The 17,542-nt window shown below is 50.8% G+C and carries 12 protein-coding genes; 2 read left to right on the plus strand and 10 right to left on the minus strand.

The window, feature by feature from the left end:
• Window positions 1–5 precede the first annotated feature (5 nt).
• Complete coding sequence (locus NT073_RS09180; protein WP_297372110.1) at window positions 6–656, plus strand: porin family protein; 651 nt, start codon at window positions 6–8, stop codon at window positions 654–656.
• A gap of 86 nt (window positions 657–742) precedes the next feature.
• Here the strand turns inward: NT073_RS09180 and NT073_RS09185 are convergent, their stop codons facing one another.
• Entirely contained in the window at window positions 743–2,431 is a 1,689-nt protein-coding gene (locus NT073_RS09185) for a gliding motility-associated C-terminal domain-containing protein (protein ID WP_297372113.1), read from the minus strand.
• A 668-nt stretch (window positions 2,432–3,099) separates the two neighbouring features.
• Window positions 3,100–3,726 (minus strand): TMEM175 family protein, encoded by a 627-nt coding sequence (locus tag NT073_RS09190; protein WP_297372115.1) that lies wholly within the window; start codon window positions 3,724–3,726, stop codon window positions 3,100–3,102.
• A gap of 230 nt (window positions 3,727–3,956) precedes the next feature.
• Between NT073_RS09190 and NT073_RS09195 the strand changes: the two genes are divergently transcribed.
• Window positions 3,957–4,766: a hypothetical protein gene (locus tag NT073_RS09195; protein WP_297372118.1), complete on the plus strand. Its 810-nt coding sequence runs from the start codon at window positions 3,957–3,959 to the stop codon at window positions 4,764–4,766.
• 288 nt (window positions 4,767–5,054) lie between these two features.
• Here the strand turns inward: NT073_RS09195 and NT073_RS09200 are convergent, their stop codons facing one another.
• The 8 genes from NT073_RS09200 to NT073_RS09235 all read right to left on the minus strand — a co-directional run bounded on the left by NT073_RS09200 (window position 5,055) and on the right by NT073_RS09235 (window position 17,428).
• The gene (locus NT073_RS09200) at window positions 5,055–6,542 is read right to left on the minus strand and encodes an amino acid permease (RefSeq protein ID WP_297372121.1); all 1,488 of its coding nucleotides are present in this window, start codon (window positions 6,540–6,542) and stop codon (window positions 5,055–5,057) included.
• Between the two features lie 107 nt (window positions 6,543–6,649).
• Window positions 6,650–7,258: a pyridoxamine 5'-phosphate oxidase family protein gene (locus NT073_RS09205; RefSeq protein WP_297372124.1), complete on the minus strand. Its 609-nt coding sequence runs from the start codon at window positions 7,256–7,258 to the stop codon at window positions 6,650–6,652.
• 41 nt (window positions 7,259–7,299) lie between these two features.
• A complete protein-coding gene (locus NT073_RS09210; RefSeq protein WP_297372790.1) occupies window positions 7,300–7,749 on the minus strand; it encodes a nuclear transport factor 2 family protein in 450 nt (149 codons plus the stop codon).
• 130 nt (window positions 7,750–7,879) lie between these two features.
• The gene (locus tag NT073_RS09215) at window positions 7,880–8,446 is read right to left on the minus strand and encodes a TetR/AcrR family transcriptional regulator (protein WP_297372127.1); all 567 of its coding nucleotides are present in this window, start codon (window positions 8,444–8,446) and stop codon (window positions 7,880–7,882) included.
• A gap of 95 nt (window positions 8,447–8,541) precedes the next feature.
• Window positions 8,542–10,938: a family 20 glycosylhydrolase gene (locus NT073_RS09220; RefSeq protein ID WP_297372130.1), complete on the minus strand. Its 2,397-nt coding sequence runs from the start codon at window positions 10,936–10,938 to the stop codon at window positions 8,542–8,544.
• Window positions 10,939–11,101: 163 nt separating this feature from the next.
• Window positions 11,102–12,037 carry a homoserine kinase gene (locus NT073_RS09225; protein ID WP_297372133.1) on the minus strand — a complete coding sequence of 312 codons (936 nt, stop codon included), beginning with the start codon at window positions 12,035–12,037 and terminating at the stop codon, window positions 11,102–11,104.
• A 72-nt stretch (window positions 12,038–12,109) separates the two neighbouring features.
• The gene (locus NT073_RS09230) at window positions 12,110–14,599 is read right to left on the minus strand and encodes an alkaline phosphatase family protein (RefSeq protein WP_297372141.1); all 2,490 of its coding nucleotides are present in this window, start codon (window positions 14,597–14,599) and stop codon (window positions 12,110–12,112) included.
• Window positions 14,600–14,686: 87 nt separating this feature from the next.
• On the minus strand, window positions 14,687–17,428 hold the full coding sequence (locus tag NT073_RS09235; RefSeq protein WP_297372144.1) for an alkaline phosphatase family protein: 2,742 nt from the start codon (window positions 17,426–17,428) through the stop codon (window positions 14,687–14,689).
• Window positions 17,429–17,542: the final 114 nt, after the last annotated feature.

Genomic DNA, 17,542 nt, shown 5'->3' on the forward strand with positions numbered 1-17,542 from the left:
AAGTCATGTACAAAAAACTGATTATTCTAAGTGGACTGTACTTATTAAATAATTTACCTATTTCTGGTCAACATCGAATTGACTACCGTTTTGGCCTCATAGGAGGGCTAAACGCAGCTCTGATTCAAAAAAGTACTGGAATTCAAAATATAAGGTGGCGCTATAATATGGGCCTTACATTGGAACAGCGTTTTTCGCCAACTGTATCTTTAGTTTATCAACTCCTTTACTCTCGTCAAGGAGAAACCGTAAATCTAAAGTACGGTGGCACAGGTCCTACAATAGGTCACCAGTATATTACATTTGATTATATGACTCTGCCTATTATGGTCCGGTTTCGACCTAAAGGAGAACAAGTTTTTTTGGAATTAGGTGGACAAGTAAGTACACTGGTTAATAACTATATTTATATAACGGACCCTTTCAATCAAGGAAAACCTTTTGACAATGTTAATCAATTAGATGTTGGTTTTACGGGTGGTTTAGGTTATCGTTTTGGAAAACATATAGTTGTTGATACACGCTATTATCATGGCACTAAACCAATCTTATCTGACTTTACAGTTGTAAATCCTCAATCGGGTGTACCGACTCTTTACAGACAAGAAAAGTGGTTTAATCGAGTATATTCATTAAATCTGAGTTATTATTTCTAATTACTATTAATCATATAATGGCTTTATTTTTTCAAGAGTAAACCTATTGATTAGTCGTAAAATTTATGAGGACAATTTTTCAATAGTTATCGAACTAAAAAAACAGTCCCTCGGTAAACATAATTTTTCCCGTTAGGGAATTGAACTTTCAATTGATAGGCATAGAGGCCAACGACAAGTTGGCCTCTATAAACTCCATTCCAGAGTAGGTCGCCATTGTTGATAACGCGGGGAGTATCATGAAAAATGATCTCACCCCATCGGTCAAAAATAGTTAGTTCATTTAACTGTAGACTAGTAAACGGAAAGAAGATAACCCAACCCTCATTAGTCCCATCCTGATTAGGTGTGAATGCATCGGGTAGGTGAATGGCATATTCACAAGGTTCACTCAGTACAACGGGCTGCTCAACGGTACAGCCGAGATCATCTTTTACGCTAACATCATAGTGGCCTGCTGAAAGTTGACCAAATGAAGAATCACGCTGATAAGCCATGCCATTGAGACTATAGCTCAGCCCTCTCTGACTTATAGCGTTAACAATGATTTGACCGTCTGTCACCCCACAAGCAGGCGGGATTGTATCAATATGACCAATTGTTGGTCCTTCACTATTGCCAATCAAGATTGATCTTGTGTCACGACAACCAGTTTCATCTTGTATGAATACTGTGTAGGCTCCAGACGATAGATTGTCAAACGTATTAGAAACTTGATAAGTCGAGCCATCTATAGAATAGTTAATACGGCCGTTGCCCTGCTTTATAATGGCGCTAATACGGCCGTTCTTCTTTCCGCATGTAGTTGCGACTATATCTATTTGCTTTAGTTGGAGACTATCAGTCTTTTTTAATGACACAGCTTTAGACGCCGTACACTGGTCTTGATCTTTGACCATGATTGTATAAGTGCCTCCAGGCAAATTAGTAAATTGATTCTCAGTCTTAAAGTCAACCCCGTTAAGCGCATAGCTTAACGAGCCATTACCCCCTGACGCGAAAATAGTCAATGCTCCATTGGTGTTACCGCACTGTGGATCAATCGAAACAACATTGCTAATTGTGGGGGATGGGGGCGAAGAAATAATAACATCTTTTGTTCCCCAACAATTAGCGATTCGATTCATGACAGTATATGTGCCCGCTGAAAGATTTGTGAACACCGGAGAAGTTTGTAAAGGGCCATTATTAATGCTGTATTGGAGTGGATTTCGAGCCGTACCACCAGTAGCCGTTATTGATATAACACCATTATTTTCTCCACAACTAGCTGGAGTAGCGATTATATTGACTAAGTATGCTTCAACTATTTCAATAATGATAGGTATTACTGTAGATTCGCTACTATCTACACCCACAGTTTGGGTCAAGTAGAAGGTCGTAGTTTGGTCTAACGAAGGCGATTGGTAGGTGTTTCCTTTATAAAGCAGTTGCTTTTTATCGGCATCTGCGTACCATTTTATATTTTTCCCTGTAACGGTTAAAATAGGAGTACTACCCCGACAATATGTATCGGGAGATTGTAAAATTAAGCTGTCAGTTAAAGATATTAAGCTAGTATTTATATAAGCATTATTAGTGCAAAAATGTAACTCGCATGTGATGAGATTGATAACTGGCATTAAGCTTATCCCAATAGCTTTTTGATCATTGCTATTTGAGTTACTTCTTACATCGATAATAGTCGTGTTCTTTGTCAATAGATACTCGCCTTGAGCAGTGCCTTTTATAAGGTTAATAAACAGTATTATCGTGAATATCAACGACTTTTTCATAATGACTAATTTCAGAGTAGCATGAATTTGACTATAATCCATTGACATATAATTTTACTTACTCAAAAAGGTCACTTTATTAATGGTTTTCACCTTTTAGCTTGGTTGCATGTTTTAAGTTGGATTACATGAAATCTAGCCTCGCTACCGGTAGCCGCTTTAAAAAATGTAACCAATTATGGCTTATTAATTTGATCTAAGAATTCTTTGCCATCATAGGGCGGGAATAATCGTGCATACCTTGAGTTGTTACGCTTGTAATCTTGAATTTGATTGTAATAGTAATCTCGTTCCCGTACCACTTCTTGGGCTTGTTTGTAAATAACCGTTTCCTGTGCCTGTTCCCGGTAGTAGTCACATAACAACCGGGCACCAAAAACCACGAGTAGCAAGACTAGCCCATAGATCAAAGCGGCATTCCAGTTCGTAAACCCATAGATGTCGCCTGTGACCCGTACCTGACGGGGAATCCGTTGTGTAGTCTTTTCCAGGTTTTGAACTGCTTGATCGGAAGTTTGTGCTATTCGGCTAGCCGCCTGTTTAATAGCCTCTGTTGTCAGCAGGTGGACTTATCGGGCACCACGTTGGACCAATGCGGTACAGGCACTAACCAACCCTATAAGCAACCCAATCGAGAGAGAACGTAATATACGAGTTATACTCTTTTATTAAACGACCCGGTCGCGGTGATACTTCAACCGGGACAGGTAAACGACCATGCCCAGACCAACCAGAACACTCAGAAACGGCACCAGAAACGACAGCCCGGTGGCAACGAAATAGACGACGGTACTAATGAGTAAACTCGTCCGAACGGACTGAACACGTACATGGGCCGCCGGGCGTTTAAGGAGATGATAATCTTTGGTGGCGTAGTTCCACATGCAGAACAGCGTGAAGGAAATCCCGGAAAACAGGAACAGGTATAACGCCGACGAAAGCTGGTGCGCGGGGGTGTTCAGGTAGTCGGCTAGCAGGGAGGTCGTGAAGGGAACAATACTGACCAGTAGCAACAGCAGCCCATTGTAGAACATGAACCGGACATCGCTCCGCCGAATCACGTTGTACATCCGGTGGTGATTGAGCCAGATGATAAAAATGGTTGTGAAACTAATAAAATACGCAATGTAATTGGGCCACTGATGCAGCAGCGCTATGGCCAGATTGTAACTGGAAGTGGCGTCTTTCAGGCTGGGGGCTTTAAGCTGGAAGGTGAGCAACGTAATATCAATCGCGAAAACACCATCGCTGAAGGCTTCCATGCGTAATGTTTCATTCTCCTGAAAGTTTGTCATCAACCCGTGTGTCTATGCTTCACAAACCGTCTGTGCGCCGAATAGTTGTCGGGATACTCATGACCGATTGAAGGTTACCTTCTTGCGGATTCCCAAAGTCCCGCTACGGCAGCTCCGCATCCGTAATGGTAACAATATAGAAGAGCAGGTTTGCCATGTGGTATTATCAACCAACCCTTTACAGTCGTTAGGGGTCTATGTCTTGTGAGTTACTTTTAACAAAAATCCCTATGCGCTACTTCTTTACGTTTGTAAGCCTTTTACTGCTTACCGCTAGTTGCCGGGAGCAAAATAGCGTCTCACCCCTGGATGCTCCTGTTACATCCCTTGCCGACCTGCCTACTATGTACCAATCGTTTCAAGAGGGGAGCGGTGCCGCCGGTCGTCTTAAGCGTGAAACTCAGAACGGCAAAACCAGTGGTGAATGGCGTTATAATGAGCGCGGCCAATTAATCGAGTGGCGACTTTTCCGTTTTGATGCCGTGGAATCAGCCGTTCAGTATCGATACGACAAGGCTGGCCGCTTACTTTATGTACAGCAGTTCGCCAATAACTGCGGCTACTCAAGTGTCTATAATTGTACTGGCCCGGTGGAATGGACGAGTTACGACGAGTTATCAACCGACGCTGCCGGGCGTATTACTGAGAGTCGGACGTATCTTAAGCTAAATGGAAACTGGGATTTTCGTAGTAGAAGCGTGTATGCGTATAACGCGCAGGGGCAACTTATAAAAGTGCTGCGGTATGATGCTAAGGATGTATTGACAGTTACTCAAACACTCACTTACGACGCCCGTATCAATGTAATAGCGATCAGAGAACAAAGCAGCGTAGCGTCTCCTGACCTCGCTGATCGCACGTTTACCTATGCGTATGATACTGGCCGTAATCCCTATTTTAACACGGTTTACTATCCTGCTGCCCTGTTTCTAAGCCGCAACACGCAGTTAGCTCCGGGTTTAACCTATGAATACCGCCCTGATGGCTTGCCGCTACGTATTCGTCAAAATGGGGACGTTACGGAATTGGAGTACTATTAACAGCAGGAGACACACAACCACATGGGTCATCAGTGCAAACGGGGCCCATTCAGGATAATCAATGCATTATCCATTGTATGCCGTTCAAATGACGGATTTTGTTCGAAACGGAAAAGCGACACGAAACTGAAAAAAGTATTCATAAATATATTCCTGACAACAACTTATGGGCGGGGGTTTTCAGGAGCGGAACATAAGCAGGTCGCTCCATAACCGATAAAGGCCGTAACCTATTGAGTTACGGCCTTTATCGGTTGGAAAATAGCTAGTTGCAACGCAGTAGGCGCATTAAGCTTCCGTGGGTTGGCTCCGCTTGGTGAAGAAATAGACCGGAATACCCAGACCGGCAATGAGCAGTCCCATGCCGGTATTAAAAGTTTTGGTGTACAATAAAATTCCGCAGATGGTCAGACCCGCGACGATGTATAACGCCGGTACCAGCGGATACCCGAATGCCCGGTAAGGTCGCTCCGCATCCGGCTCCGTCCGGCGCAACCGAAACAGACCAGTGATGGTGACAACATAGAACAGCAAGGATGCAAAAGTGCAGTAATCCAGCAGGTCACCGTATCGGCCCGACAGGCAAAGCAGCGAGGCCCAGATGCATTGCAGCCACAACGCCCGGCCCGGCACCGCGTTTTTGTTCAGGTGCGAGGCCTGCTTGATGAACAGGCCATCTTTTGCCATAGCGTAGTAGAGCCGCGCTCCGGCCAGAATCAGACCATTGTTACAGCCAAAGGTGGAGACCATGATCAGCACCGCCATAACGGCCACGGCCACGTTCCCAAATACCGTTTCGACGGCGGCTGTAGCCACGCGGTCGGCATCGGCAAACTGAATACCGCGCCCCATAATGTCCGAAGCCGTTGGCAGTCCTTTCAGCGGCAGTAGCGACAGGTACGAGACGTTAGCCAGAAAGTAAATTGTGGTGACGATGAGCGTTCCGAAGAACAGGGCCAGCGGGATGTTCCGGCGGGGATTTTTGATCTCGCCCGCAATGAAGGTGACGTTATTCCACGCATCGGCCGAAAACAGCGACCCGATCATCGACGTACCAAAGGCCAGCACCAGCGCAATACCCGCCAGCGGCAGCACCTCGCCCGTGGCCGTAACGGTACTGGCCGCCCAGGCGTTAGTCAGGTTGGTCGAAAGCAGGCCCGTACTCAGCCCGATGGTGATCCCAACAATAATCAGCCCAAGCAACGCGATCAGCTTAGCCGAAGTGAACACGTTCTGGATCAGTTTGCCACTCTGAACCCCCCGGCTATTGAGCCAGGTCAGCAGCACCAGACTGGAAATGGCAAACAACGACCCCAACGTAACCTTGATCGGACCAAGGGCCAGCAGGACATTATCGGGACCGAGGGCTGGAACAAACACGGCGGTATATTTGGTGAAAGCAACGGCTACGGCCGCGATGGTGCCCGTCTGAATAACCGTGAAGACCGTCCAGCCATAGACGAATCCCGTCAGGTGGCCGTAGGCACGTTGAATGTAGATGTACTGCCCACCCGCTTTGGGCATCATACCCGCGAGTTCGCCGTAGCTTAGCGCTGCCGCCACGGTCAACACGCCCGTCAACACCCAGAGCATCAGCAGCCAGCCCGACGACCCCAGGTTACGGGCCATATCGGCTGTGACGATGAATACGCCGGAACCGATCATGGAGCCGGAAACAATCAGCGTAGAGTCGAGCAGGCTTAGCGACCGTTTAAATTCTGTCGGCTCGTTGGCCACATCGGCCGTAGAAAGGGAGTTCGGTAGGTTGTCGGACATGAACTATAAGATATAGCTACAAGAAGCAAGCGTTTTGTCGGAAAAACAACCATTTTGCTTAATAATCGTCGGCTAAATCTGATTTCGACTACTGTTATCTCTTGATCTCATGTACCCTGCAACCGTTTTATTTCCGCTTCCAGTTGGGCGATACGGGTGCGCTGGCTAGCCAGCAGCCCATTGATTTCGTCCAGGGTATAGCGCGGTGTGATGTGCTGCGGACAGTTCCAGTCAAACGCTTTTACGTGGAGCAGCAGCATCCGTTCGGGGGTGTGTCTGTAGCTGGTGGGGTCCAGAAGAGCAAACAGATCAGGTCGGTCAGCCAATTCCACGATCTCGGCTTCGGCATACAGTTTCAGCCGGGCCTGGTGGGCGTAATCGACCAGAATCAGCGAAACATTCGGGTGCGTGAGTACATTACCTACAGAGATGTATTGCTTATTTCCCCGAAAATCAACGAAGCCCAGCGTTTGGTCATCAATGGCCTTCAAAAAACCTTTCGGCCCACCCCGATGCTGAATATACGGGAAGTCATTTTCGCCGTAGCTGGCCAGATAAAAGCTATCCCGGTCGGCGATAAAGCCGATTTCATTGTCCGTCAAGCCCTCGAAGCGGGTGTTTCGTTCAACGCGGTCGTAGGTTTGCCGACTGCCATAGCGTTCCTGTACCGCTTTGACCGGCTCTGTGAATGCCAATGATGCGTAATTGCGTGCCATGATGACTAGCGTTTTGTGGAGGTGACTGATGTCCTGAACGATTAATTAATACGCCGTTCGGTTTCCAGAATAGGCGCGTCGTTGATGCTGGCAAACCGTTTCCTCATGAGCCCGTTTTCGTCAAATTCCCAAAGCTCATTCCCATAGCTGCGATACCATTGCCCATCGGTATCATGCCATTCGTACTCGAACCGAACAGCCATCCGGTTTTCCCGGAATCCCCAAAGTTCTTTCTTCAGCCGATAATCCAGTTCTTTAGCCCATTTGCGGGTCAAAAAGGCCTTTACTTCCTCACGACCGTTGATAAAATCGGTTCGATTACGCCATTCCGTGTCAACGGTATAAGCCAGACTTACTTTTTCGGGATCTTTACTATTCCAGGCATCCTCGGCGAGCTGCACTTTTTGCAGAGCCGTTTCGAGCGTAAAAGGCGGTAAAGGTAACCGTTTAACCTCCTGCTGTTCTTTTTCGGCTAGCACGTCATCCCACATGGTATCGCCACATTCTTCCCGTACAAAAGGGGTTTCGTCATTGATTTCATCCAGTGTGTCCATCGCTTTAGTTGATTTAAGTAGTTATTTATTTAAAAACAGACCGGTCTGTCTACTAACAGGTAAAAAATTAGAGCATTCGCTCCACGATACGCCGGGCCGTCTGAATCGGCTCCAGACTATGAAAGAGCTGGCTGGTGATCAATGCTCCTTCGAAAAGCAGCGTCACTTCGTCGGCAATGTCCGGTCCGGCGGCCGGTAGTAAGTCAGCAAACACCTGGCCCATGCGTGATTTATGTCCCTGGATAAACTGCCGTGTATCGGTCTCGTTTATATCCAGTTCAACGAGTGCATTCTGAAAATTACAGCCCCGGAAATCAACGCTGGTCGAGTAATCGCCGAGCATATCGAACAGGGCCAGCACTTTCTCTTTCGTCGTCGATGGACCACTTATCGTCTTTTCCACCTGCTCGAACCAGGCCTGACTGGTTTCCATCAGATAAGCCTTCAGAATATCATCCTTTGTTTTAAAATGCTGGTAAAGACTCGCTTTAGCCACCCCAGCCTCCTCAATAAGTTGATTGATACCCGTTGAGTTGTACCCTTGCCGATGGAATAACCGGGCCGCTGTATCGAGAATGCGCTGACGTACGGCTGATGGTTCGGATTTTAATTTAGCGGGGATAGTCATTTCCATATAAATAGACAGACCTGTCTGTTCAACCTATCTGATTTACTAACCAAAGCCGACAGATGAATAGTTTCCCAGAGCCGATTTATCTTTTAGCATTCTTACAAAACCTCTATTTCATCCACCGCCAGTTGCGCCGTTTTACCCGGATTGCGCAGCCCCGCCGGAACCTGTCTGACGTTTCGGGCAATGATGCGAATGTAGCGGGCGGTCGTTGGCGCAAAATCGAACGGAAGCCGGGCAATGCCCCGTTTGCCCCCTTCGGCCGCGTTCGTTTTCGTCGTCAGCACCGGTGTAAACGTCGTTCCATCTTCAGAAACGGCAATCTCGACTTCTTTGGGCAGACAGATATTCCGAGCAGTGTACTTCAGGAAACCCACCCGAACGCTCTGTACCGACTGCGACTGTCCGAGATCGAGCACCACACCAAAATCATTGACAAACGAAACGACACCGGCCACTTCGTACCCGCCCATGCTGCCGGTCGTGCCATCGGTGAGGCTTAAATTCCGGTCGGGACGGCCGGTTGTGGGCGCATACAGCAGTGTGTACGTTCTACCCGTTGCCTTCGACACGATGTATTCGGCCTGCACGTTCGCCAACTGGCTCAGCGGCCGGGCACCCGAAAACGTTGCCATCCGAACCGTAGTCGATTTGTCAAGGAGTAAGGGCTGCTCGTAGCGGGGCGACTCGCCCGAGGGAATGCTGCCGTCCAGCGTGTAGCGAACAACCGAAGCCGGAACAACCATCGACTCGCTACTCGGCGATATGCTCACCACGACTTTGCCATCAGTGGTGGGTTTGGCCGATGGTTTCGCATCGTAGAATGTCCGGGCGAAATTGACATCCAGCGCCGTAAGCCGGTCGAAATGAGTCGCCAGTCGGCGACTGAAGTCGTCGTAATTTATCTGCTCCAGGGGGCTCCAGGCTATTTCGGCCAGGGCGGCTGCACGGGGCCAGAGCATATACTCGATCTGATCGGGTGTGTCGATGTATTCAGTCCATAGATTGGCCTGAACGCCCAGAATGTGCGACGCGTCGGCGGGCGACAGACTTGCGGGTGTTGGGTTGTACGAATACACCATCGACAGCGGCAGCGACCCGCCAAAGCCCGTTGGCTGCGTGGCCGGATCGCCCTGAAAATGGTCGAAATAGCAATACTGGCCGGGCGTCATAATGACATCATGCTGCTTGCGGGCCGCGTCGAGGCCGTATTTCGTCCCGCGCCAGCTCATGACGGTCGCGTTGGGCGACAGTCGGAGCGAGGTGCCGTTACCTTCCAGAATTTCGTCCCAGCCAATGATCCGTCGGCCTTTCGACGTGACGAACTTATCAATCCGGTTCACGAAATACCGCTGTAATCCGAACTCATTTTTCAGCCCTTTCTGTTTGATTAGTCGCTGGCAAAACGCGCTCTTCCGCCAGGCGGCCTTCGGGCATTCATCCCCGCCAATGTGAATGTATTTGCCCGGAAAGAGGCTCATTACTTCCGTCAGCACATCTTCCAGAAACGTAAATGTCTTTTCCGTTGGGCAGAATACATCCTCGAACACACCCCATTTTGTGGCTACCTGATACGGCCGGCCATCGAGTCCTGTTGGCGAGCAGCCCAGTTCGGGATACGACGCCAGAGCCGCGAGCGCATGGCCGGGCAGTTCGATTTCGGGGATAACGTTAATGTATTTGGTGGCCGCATAACGTACCACTTCTCTGATGTCGTCCTGGGTGTAATAGCCTCCATACGGTTTGCCATCGAACACCTGCGGGTCGGAGTCGTCGTAATGCCCAACAATGGTTTCGCGCCGTTGCGCCCCAACCTGCGTCAGGTTAGGATATTTCCTGATCTCGATGCGCCACCCCTGGTCGTCAGTCAGGTGCCAGTGAAAATTGTTGAACTTGTGGAGGGCCATTAAGTCGAGGTACTTCTTAATGTACTCCACCGAAAAGAAATGCCGACTCACGTCGAGGTGCATCCCCCGGTAACGGTAACGCGGTTGGTCCTGAATCCGGCAGGCGGGCAGGGTGGCAAGAGCATTCGGCACAGGGCTCTTGTTCTTCCCAATGCCCAGCGCCCCAGGCGGCATAAGTTGGTATAGCGTCTGGACAGCGTAGAAAAAGCCTTTGGTATTGGCCGCTTCGAGCGTTACCCGCCTATCGGTTACATTGATGCGGTAGCCTTCTTCCCCAAGTGCAGCATCGGTTATGGGCAGAAACTGGATTGTCTTCCCGGCTGCCGTTGGATTGGGAGCAGTTTGAACAAAAATCCCGCTCCCGGTGGTACGATTCAGCCGGTTGGCCAGGGTATCGGCAATGGCTTTCAGGTCGGGTTGCCCGGCGGGTATGGTAATCGTTGTGGTGCTGTCAAAGGTAAACTGACCGGTGCCTGCTTCGAGTTGAGCCGGTTTGGGAATGATGGAAAAGCGATTCGTTAACTGAGCAAACGTGGTATGGGTATGAAGACAGAAAACGGCAATAATAAAAACAAAGCGGAACGGCATACGTTGAGTGAGATCTAGTTTTATACGTCAACTGAAAAACAACTGAAAACCGTATAGATTTTCCCGGATTCCTGTACAATCGATCAAAGACCGCGGCCCGCAGAACACGAACTAGTGTAGCTCTGTGTTCTGCGGGCCGCGGTCTTTGATATCAATCGTTTATTTAGTCAACCAGTACTTTTGGTCCCTGCTGGTTTATTTGCGACACGTAGGCTTCGCTGGCAATACCAACCGCCAGGAAAGCCTGCTGCATGGCAGCACCCACCTTTCCGGCGGTCTGTGCATCGCGGCTCAGTGCGAACATCGACGGTCCGGAGCCGGAAATACTGCAACCAAGCGCGCCATTGTCCAGAGCAGCTTGTTTAGCTTCGTTGAATTCAGGAATCAGAATAGCCCGCACCGGCTCAATGATCACGTCGACGAGCGAACGGCTGATGAGGCTATAATCGGGCGTCATTAAACCGGCAATCAGACCGGCTACGTTACCCATCTGCGTAATGGTATTTTTCAGCGATACTTCATTTTTGAGAATGAAGCGCGCGTCTTTGGTATTGACTTCAATATCGGGGTGAACCAGCGTACAGAACAGCGTGGCCGGTGTCTCGATCTTGATCACATCCAGCGGACTATAGCTCCGCACGACCACAAAGCCGCCTAACAACGAAGGCCCGACGTTATCGGCATGGGCCGAACCACAGGCAATGCGTTCACCTTCCATCGCAAACGGTAGCAACTTCAGCGTAGGCAACGGCCGGCCAAGCAATTCGTTGACAGCGTACACCCCGGCTACGGCACTGGCCGCACTGGAGCCCAGACCGCTACCAAGGGGCATTTGCTTATGCAGCACAATGTCGAGGCCGAGGTCGGTGCGGTTAATGCTCTTTAGATAGGTCTGTATGGCAATACCCGCCGTATTCCGGGATGCTTCGCGGGGAAGCCGTCCTTCGTCGCCGATAATGTCTGTAATCCGAACGCCCGGCTCATCGCTGGTTGTCAGTACAATCTGGTCGCCGGGATTATCGACGGCAAACCCAAAAATATCAAATCCACAGGCAACGTTAGCCACAGTGGCGGGGGCAAATACTCGAATAGAATCCACGATAGAAGGAGCAACAAAGCGCAAAGGTAGTGATTTGGGCTGAAAATCAGCCGGGTGTTCTACCCGGTGCCTTTAGTCATCATCGTCCTCGTCGCCATCGGCAGTTTTACCGGTTCGGACAAAGGCCCCCCGGCGCGGGGCGGGCATCACACTTTTCTCACCGCGCACCGTTTGCCACACGATCTCACTGAAAATAAGATCGTCGATTTCGTCGGGGCGGGTCAGGTTAAAGAGCGACGACCGTTTTGAATTTACGTTGACCGCTACGTTTTTCTGGTTGATGTCGATACCGGCTTCCCGGGCGGTAAACGGGGCCGGATTGGCTTTTTTATCGAAACAACGCCACATAGGCGTAGCAGCCGCATCGTACTGGCTCATGGGTTTCAGCCCCAGAATCAACTCGATGGTACGCAGCAAACCCGAAGTCGAGTACATGGTGTGGTCAACGAAACCGCGCTTCACAAAGCCACCAGCCACGAACGCTATGGAGCGGTGTGCATCCACATGGTCGGGGCCGTTCTGAGCGTCATCTTCCAGAATGAACACTACCGACTGATTCCAGATGGAGCTTTTGGACAGGTGCTCCACGAACCGACCCACAGCCAGGTCATTATCGGCAACGGCGGCATCGGGCGTGGGCATACCAATGCGGGCACCCGAGGTGTGGTCGTTACCAAACCGCAGCGTACTGAAAGTCGGCAGTTTCCCGGCGGCCAGCAGCTGGTCGAAATCGGTTTCCCAGGCTTCCTCACGCTTGCTGTCCATGTAACCCAGATTATACCCTTTGAAGGTGGGGCAGAATTTCCCTTCCAGCGTTTTAATGTTCGGCTTTTCGTCGTCGGCAAACCAGCCGTAACTCCGGAACGATATGCCCGCCCGCTGGCAGTGGTCCCAGATGAAGCCATCGCGCGGGTGCGCTATTTCTTTCTGACCTTCGTAATCGTAGGTGCCCCCCCGGCCGCCGTAGCTGGTCACCCAGTTCTTCTCGACGTAATCGTTGGCGTAAGCCGCCGACGACCAGTTATGCCCGTCGGCACTGACTTCGGCATCGACGTAGAAGTTATCCAGCAGCACAAACTCTTTAGCCAGCGCGTGCTGATTGGGCGTTACTTTCTCGGGAAACAGACACAGAGACGCATCGCCGTTGCCTTCTTTCATATCGCCCAGAATCTGGTCGTAGGTGCGGTTCTCCTTGATGATGTAAAACACGTATTTGATGGGAGACTTATCTCCCACCCGCATCGGGATTGGGTTACCCGCTTCGCCCTCCGTACGCAGTTCCTTACTCTTTGTGTAGGGCGTATTGGCGTATACCAGCCGCGAATAAGCAGCCAGCGTCTCGGTGTCGGGCGTGTCGATGATGGAAAGCGTACCCTTGAAAAGGCCGGCGATGTACTGCACCGGGCCGGGATTGGCCTGCGGATTTGGCCCGATTTGCTGCGGGGTGCGCGTCCGTACCGGATTAGGCCCTTTCGGGTTAGCTTTTGAGGAAAACCCTTTGCCGTTGGTGACGTAGAGCTTCGAGCCAATCACCTTTACCGCCGTTGGGTACCAGCCCGTCGGGATAAACCCGCTGGACTGGCTGTGTCCTTTCTTTGTCACGTCGAATACTGCCAGGCAGTTGTTATCGGCATTGGCGATGTAGAGTATATTTTCGTCGTCGCTCAGGGCCAGTCCGTTGGGCGTGGTGCCTATGGGCGCATTGGGAAATAGCGATGTCGTGAGCGTTTCAATCACCTGCCGCTTCGGTACGTCGATGAGCGCCACGGTGTTATCGTTACCATTGGCCACGTACAAATACCGGCCATCTTTGGTAAGCAGGAGGTCGTTAGGGTTTTTATTCGTCGGAATTTTAGCGGCTATCGTCTGTTTATTGACATCCACGACCAACACGCTGGCACCACCCCAGGACGAGATGAACAACTCATTTTTGTCGGGCGACAGCAGACAGGTGTAGGCTGCGGCCCCGATATTCAGCTTTTTAAGTACCTGCCGGGTTTTGGTATCGGCGATATACAGCGAGCTATCTTCTTTTGTGACGATATAAAGCCTGTTCCGGGCATCATCGACGCACAAACCCGTCGGCGAAATCTTAACAGGCCAGGGTTTTCCTAATACAATCGGCTCATCGGGTACCAGTTGTTTATTCTCGATCCTGTAGACCAAAACCTTGTTATCGTTCCCGCCCGACGCATAGAGCCGCGTTTCGTCGTCGCTGAAGGCTAGCCCCAGATACGACTTGCCGACTTTAGCTGTATCGATAATCTGCTCCGTGCCAGCATCGATCAGGGTGATGCTTTGGGTACTCTGACCGTTGTTGGTTACGGCGAGGTATTTCCGGGAGGGCGAAACGACCAGATTCAGCGGCAAATCATCCAGATCGAGGCTACGTCCGGGTGGTGTCAACGCCCATCCATTGGGCAGGTTGACCCGTTTGGCGGCCAGTTTCTGATACGTTTCGGCCTCTTCCGACGACGCGGCTGTATTACCAGCCCGGTGGCATCCTGCCAGTATGGCCAGCAGCAGACTAAAGCCGCAGAGCAATATTGAATAGTTTTTCATGCAATTGAAAGGGTTAGGAAAGTCAGTATATGGGTTTTACGAGATCGTTGTATTTTCCGTGGTGTCAGGTTTAAGAAACTGACACCATTAATCGTCGTCATCATCATCATCATCTTCCGCACCCGCTAGATGCGCGGGGTACTTCTTTTTTCCCTTTGCTGTAAACCACAAAATCCGGTTGAGCAGATCGTCGTGACCACGGTCGATCTGGTGAAATCCAAAGCGGATCGACTGGTTTGTAAAGCGCAGCGACGCGCCTTTCTGCCCCGCAGGCAACGCGTTCATTTCGGTCAGCGATACCCGGTTTGGCATAGCTTTATAGGCAAACGACAAATCGGGTTTGTCGGTAAAACAGTCGAACATGGGCAGGGCTGTAGCGTCGATCACGTTCATGGGCGGCAGGCCCAGAATCTGCTCCATCGTGCGCACTACTGAAGTCTGGTTGTAATTGGTATGCACCGTTTTCTGCAAGCGCGAATACGGGCTGACCACAAAGCCGGTTGTCCGGTAAGCCGACACATGGTCCCAACCCGCCTGCGAATCATCTTCCGTAATAAAAATGACCGTCGAAGCCGCAAACCGGCTGTGCGTGATGGCATCGACAATGCGCCCGACGGCCAGATCGTTATCGGCCACCATGGCTCGGGGCACGGGAAAGCCGGGGGTCATGCCCGAGGTGTGATCGTTGGGCAGCGACATCACCATCAGGTTCGGCAGATCGGCGTTGGGGTCGGCGGCTGTTTCGTTCAGTTCCTTGATAAAAGCATCGGCGCGCATCTGGTCGCTGATGGTTTCGTCGTCGCAGCCCGGAAAATTCATGGCCAGAATAGGCCGTACCCGCGAAATGGTGGTGGTATTGGTGTAGGAAAAGGGCTTGCCCTCCTGCCGAAGCTGAAACAGCTTGCTCCAGTCATATTCTTTCTTATTGAAGGCACAGGAGCAGGCTTCGCCGTACATGCGCACGGTTTTGCCGTGGTCGAGGGCGTTATTCCAGATGAGCCCTTTTTTGTTGTACACCATCGCATCATACAGCACGTGTGGGTAACTGCGGAACCACGCCCGAACGCTTTTCTCGGTATAGTCGGTCACCATAGCCGCGCTGGCCCAGTGGTGCCCCTCCGCCGACGATTTTCCGGACACGTAGTAATTGTCCATCAGCAGGTAATCCTGCGCCAGCCGATGCTGGTTGGGCGTGATGCTGTCGCCGAAGATGCATAGCTCTGGCGCGCCGTTGCCCTGCGGCATATCGCCCAAGACCTGATCGTAGGTGCGATTTTCCTTGATGATGTACAGCACGTGCTTAAACACCGACGGCTCGCCGATGCGCTCCGGTACGGGCTTGGGAGCCACGTTTGGCCGGGGCAGCTGTTCGGTCAGGGCCAGCCGAAACTGTTGGCTCATTCGTTTCACCTTGTCGGTATACGTATCCAGCTGCGACTGGCTCGGAATGGGAATGAAAGAAATAGAGGCCAATTGCCTGTGTGAATTAAAGGCCTTCAACTCTTTCGACGGATTCTTGCCCTGGCTCCCCTGATCGACCGGGTTTGCGATCCGGGCACCCACAGCTTCTAGATTCGTCACGTACAGTTCATCGCCATTCAGCACAATACCCGAGGGGTATGCCTGCGTCGGAATATAGCCTTTAATGGTCGAAGCTCCTTTTCCGGTAGCCGACGCATTTTCGCCAAGTGCCACCACACAGAGAGCATTGTCCATCCCGTTGGCGACGTACAGCGTGGTTCCCTGCGGATTGATAGCCAGCGCATTGGGTGTACTGCCGATGTACCCATTCCCCCTGTTGAATAAGCCCACGAAAATGGAATCGGTCACCTGCTGGTTTTTGGTGTTGATGACCGACACATAATCGCTGTTGCCATTGGCGATGTACAGAAACTGCTGGTCGGGACTGCTGATGATGGCGTTGGGATGCAGCCCGACGGATAACTCCCGCTCGGCTTTCCCCTGCATGATGTCAATGACCGATACTGTTCCCCGCGCCATAGCCCCCGTTTTCGGGTCGATGTAGGCGCTTCCCCATGGAATACCGGCCGTTTCGAGGCCGTTGGTCGCATCGGGCACCGGCCCGGCCCAGTTGGTCACGTAAGCTCGTTTGCCGAGGATCGTCAGGCCAAAGGGAGCCACGCCGGTGGGAGCCGTCCAGATAACCCGCTGGTCGTTTACCCGCATTTTTACCAGTTGGTTATTTCCATTGAGAACGGTGTAGAGTATCAGTTCACCGGCCTCCTCTTTCAGCACCACTTCATTCGGCAGAGCGATGGTAGCCGGGGCCACCGGCTGGAACGGAATGGCCCGAATGAGCCGGGCGCGGGAGCCGTCCCAGACAACCTGCATCACGTGCGAGTTAGCGACATCCCGGCCACCGGCACCCCAGAAAATATAGGTTGAATCGTGGTGAACGATGGCCTTAATCCCCGAAAAGGAACTCATGCCTCCTTTCAAACTCGATCCTTTATTGTAATCCCAGCGCGAAACCAGCTTATGACTTTTCACATCGAAAAACGCAATACCATAGCGATCTTCCACTACCAGTGTTTTTTTATCGGGCAGCAGTACGGCATCCAGGCTATGGTTTTCAACAGTAGCCTCACCAAAACTAACCGACTCCCCTGCCCCGTCGATCACCCGGTTATAAGGCATCAGAAATGGGGACGTATTGGTCAGAGTACTATCGTCCGTAGCCGTTCGATAAGCCGACGAAACCGCCGAACGGCCGCCGGTCACAGGCCCGAACTGATGACAGCTACTCAACAGCGAAACGCTGGAAAGTATACATAAGCCAAAAGCAATTGATCGTAAATTAATTTTCATAGTGTGCCGTTTTCCAGACCAAATCTGGCCGTTAAAGATAGGGGGTTATACTAGGATTGAGGTAGACAGGTATGTTATCAAATAATTTCCTTGCTATTTATGAGCGTAGAAAGC

Origin of the sequence: Spirosoma sp. (assembly GCF_026391055.1) — a bacterium.
In the GTDB taxonomy this organism is placed as follows: domain Bacteria; phylum Bacteroidota; class Bacteroidia; order Cytophagales; family Spirosomataceae; genus Spirosoma.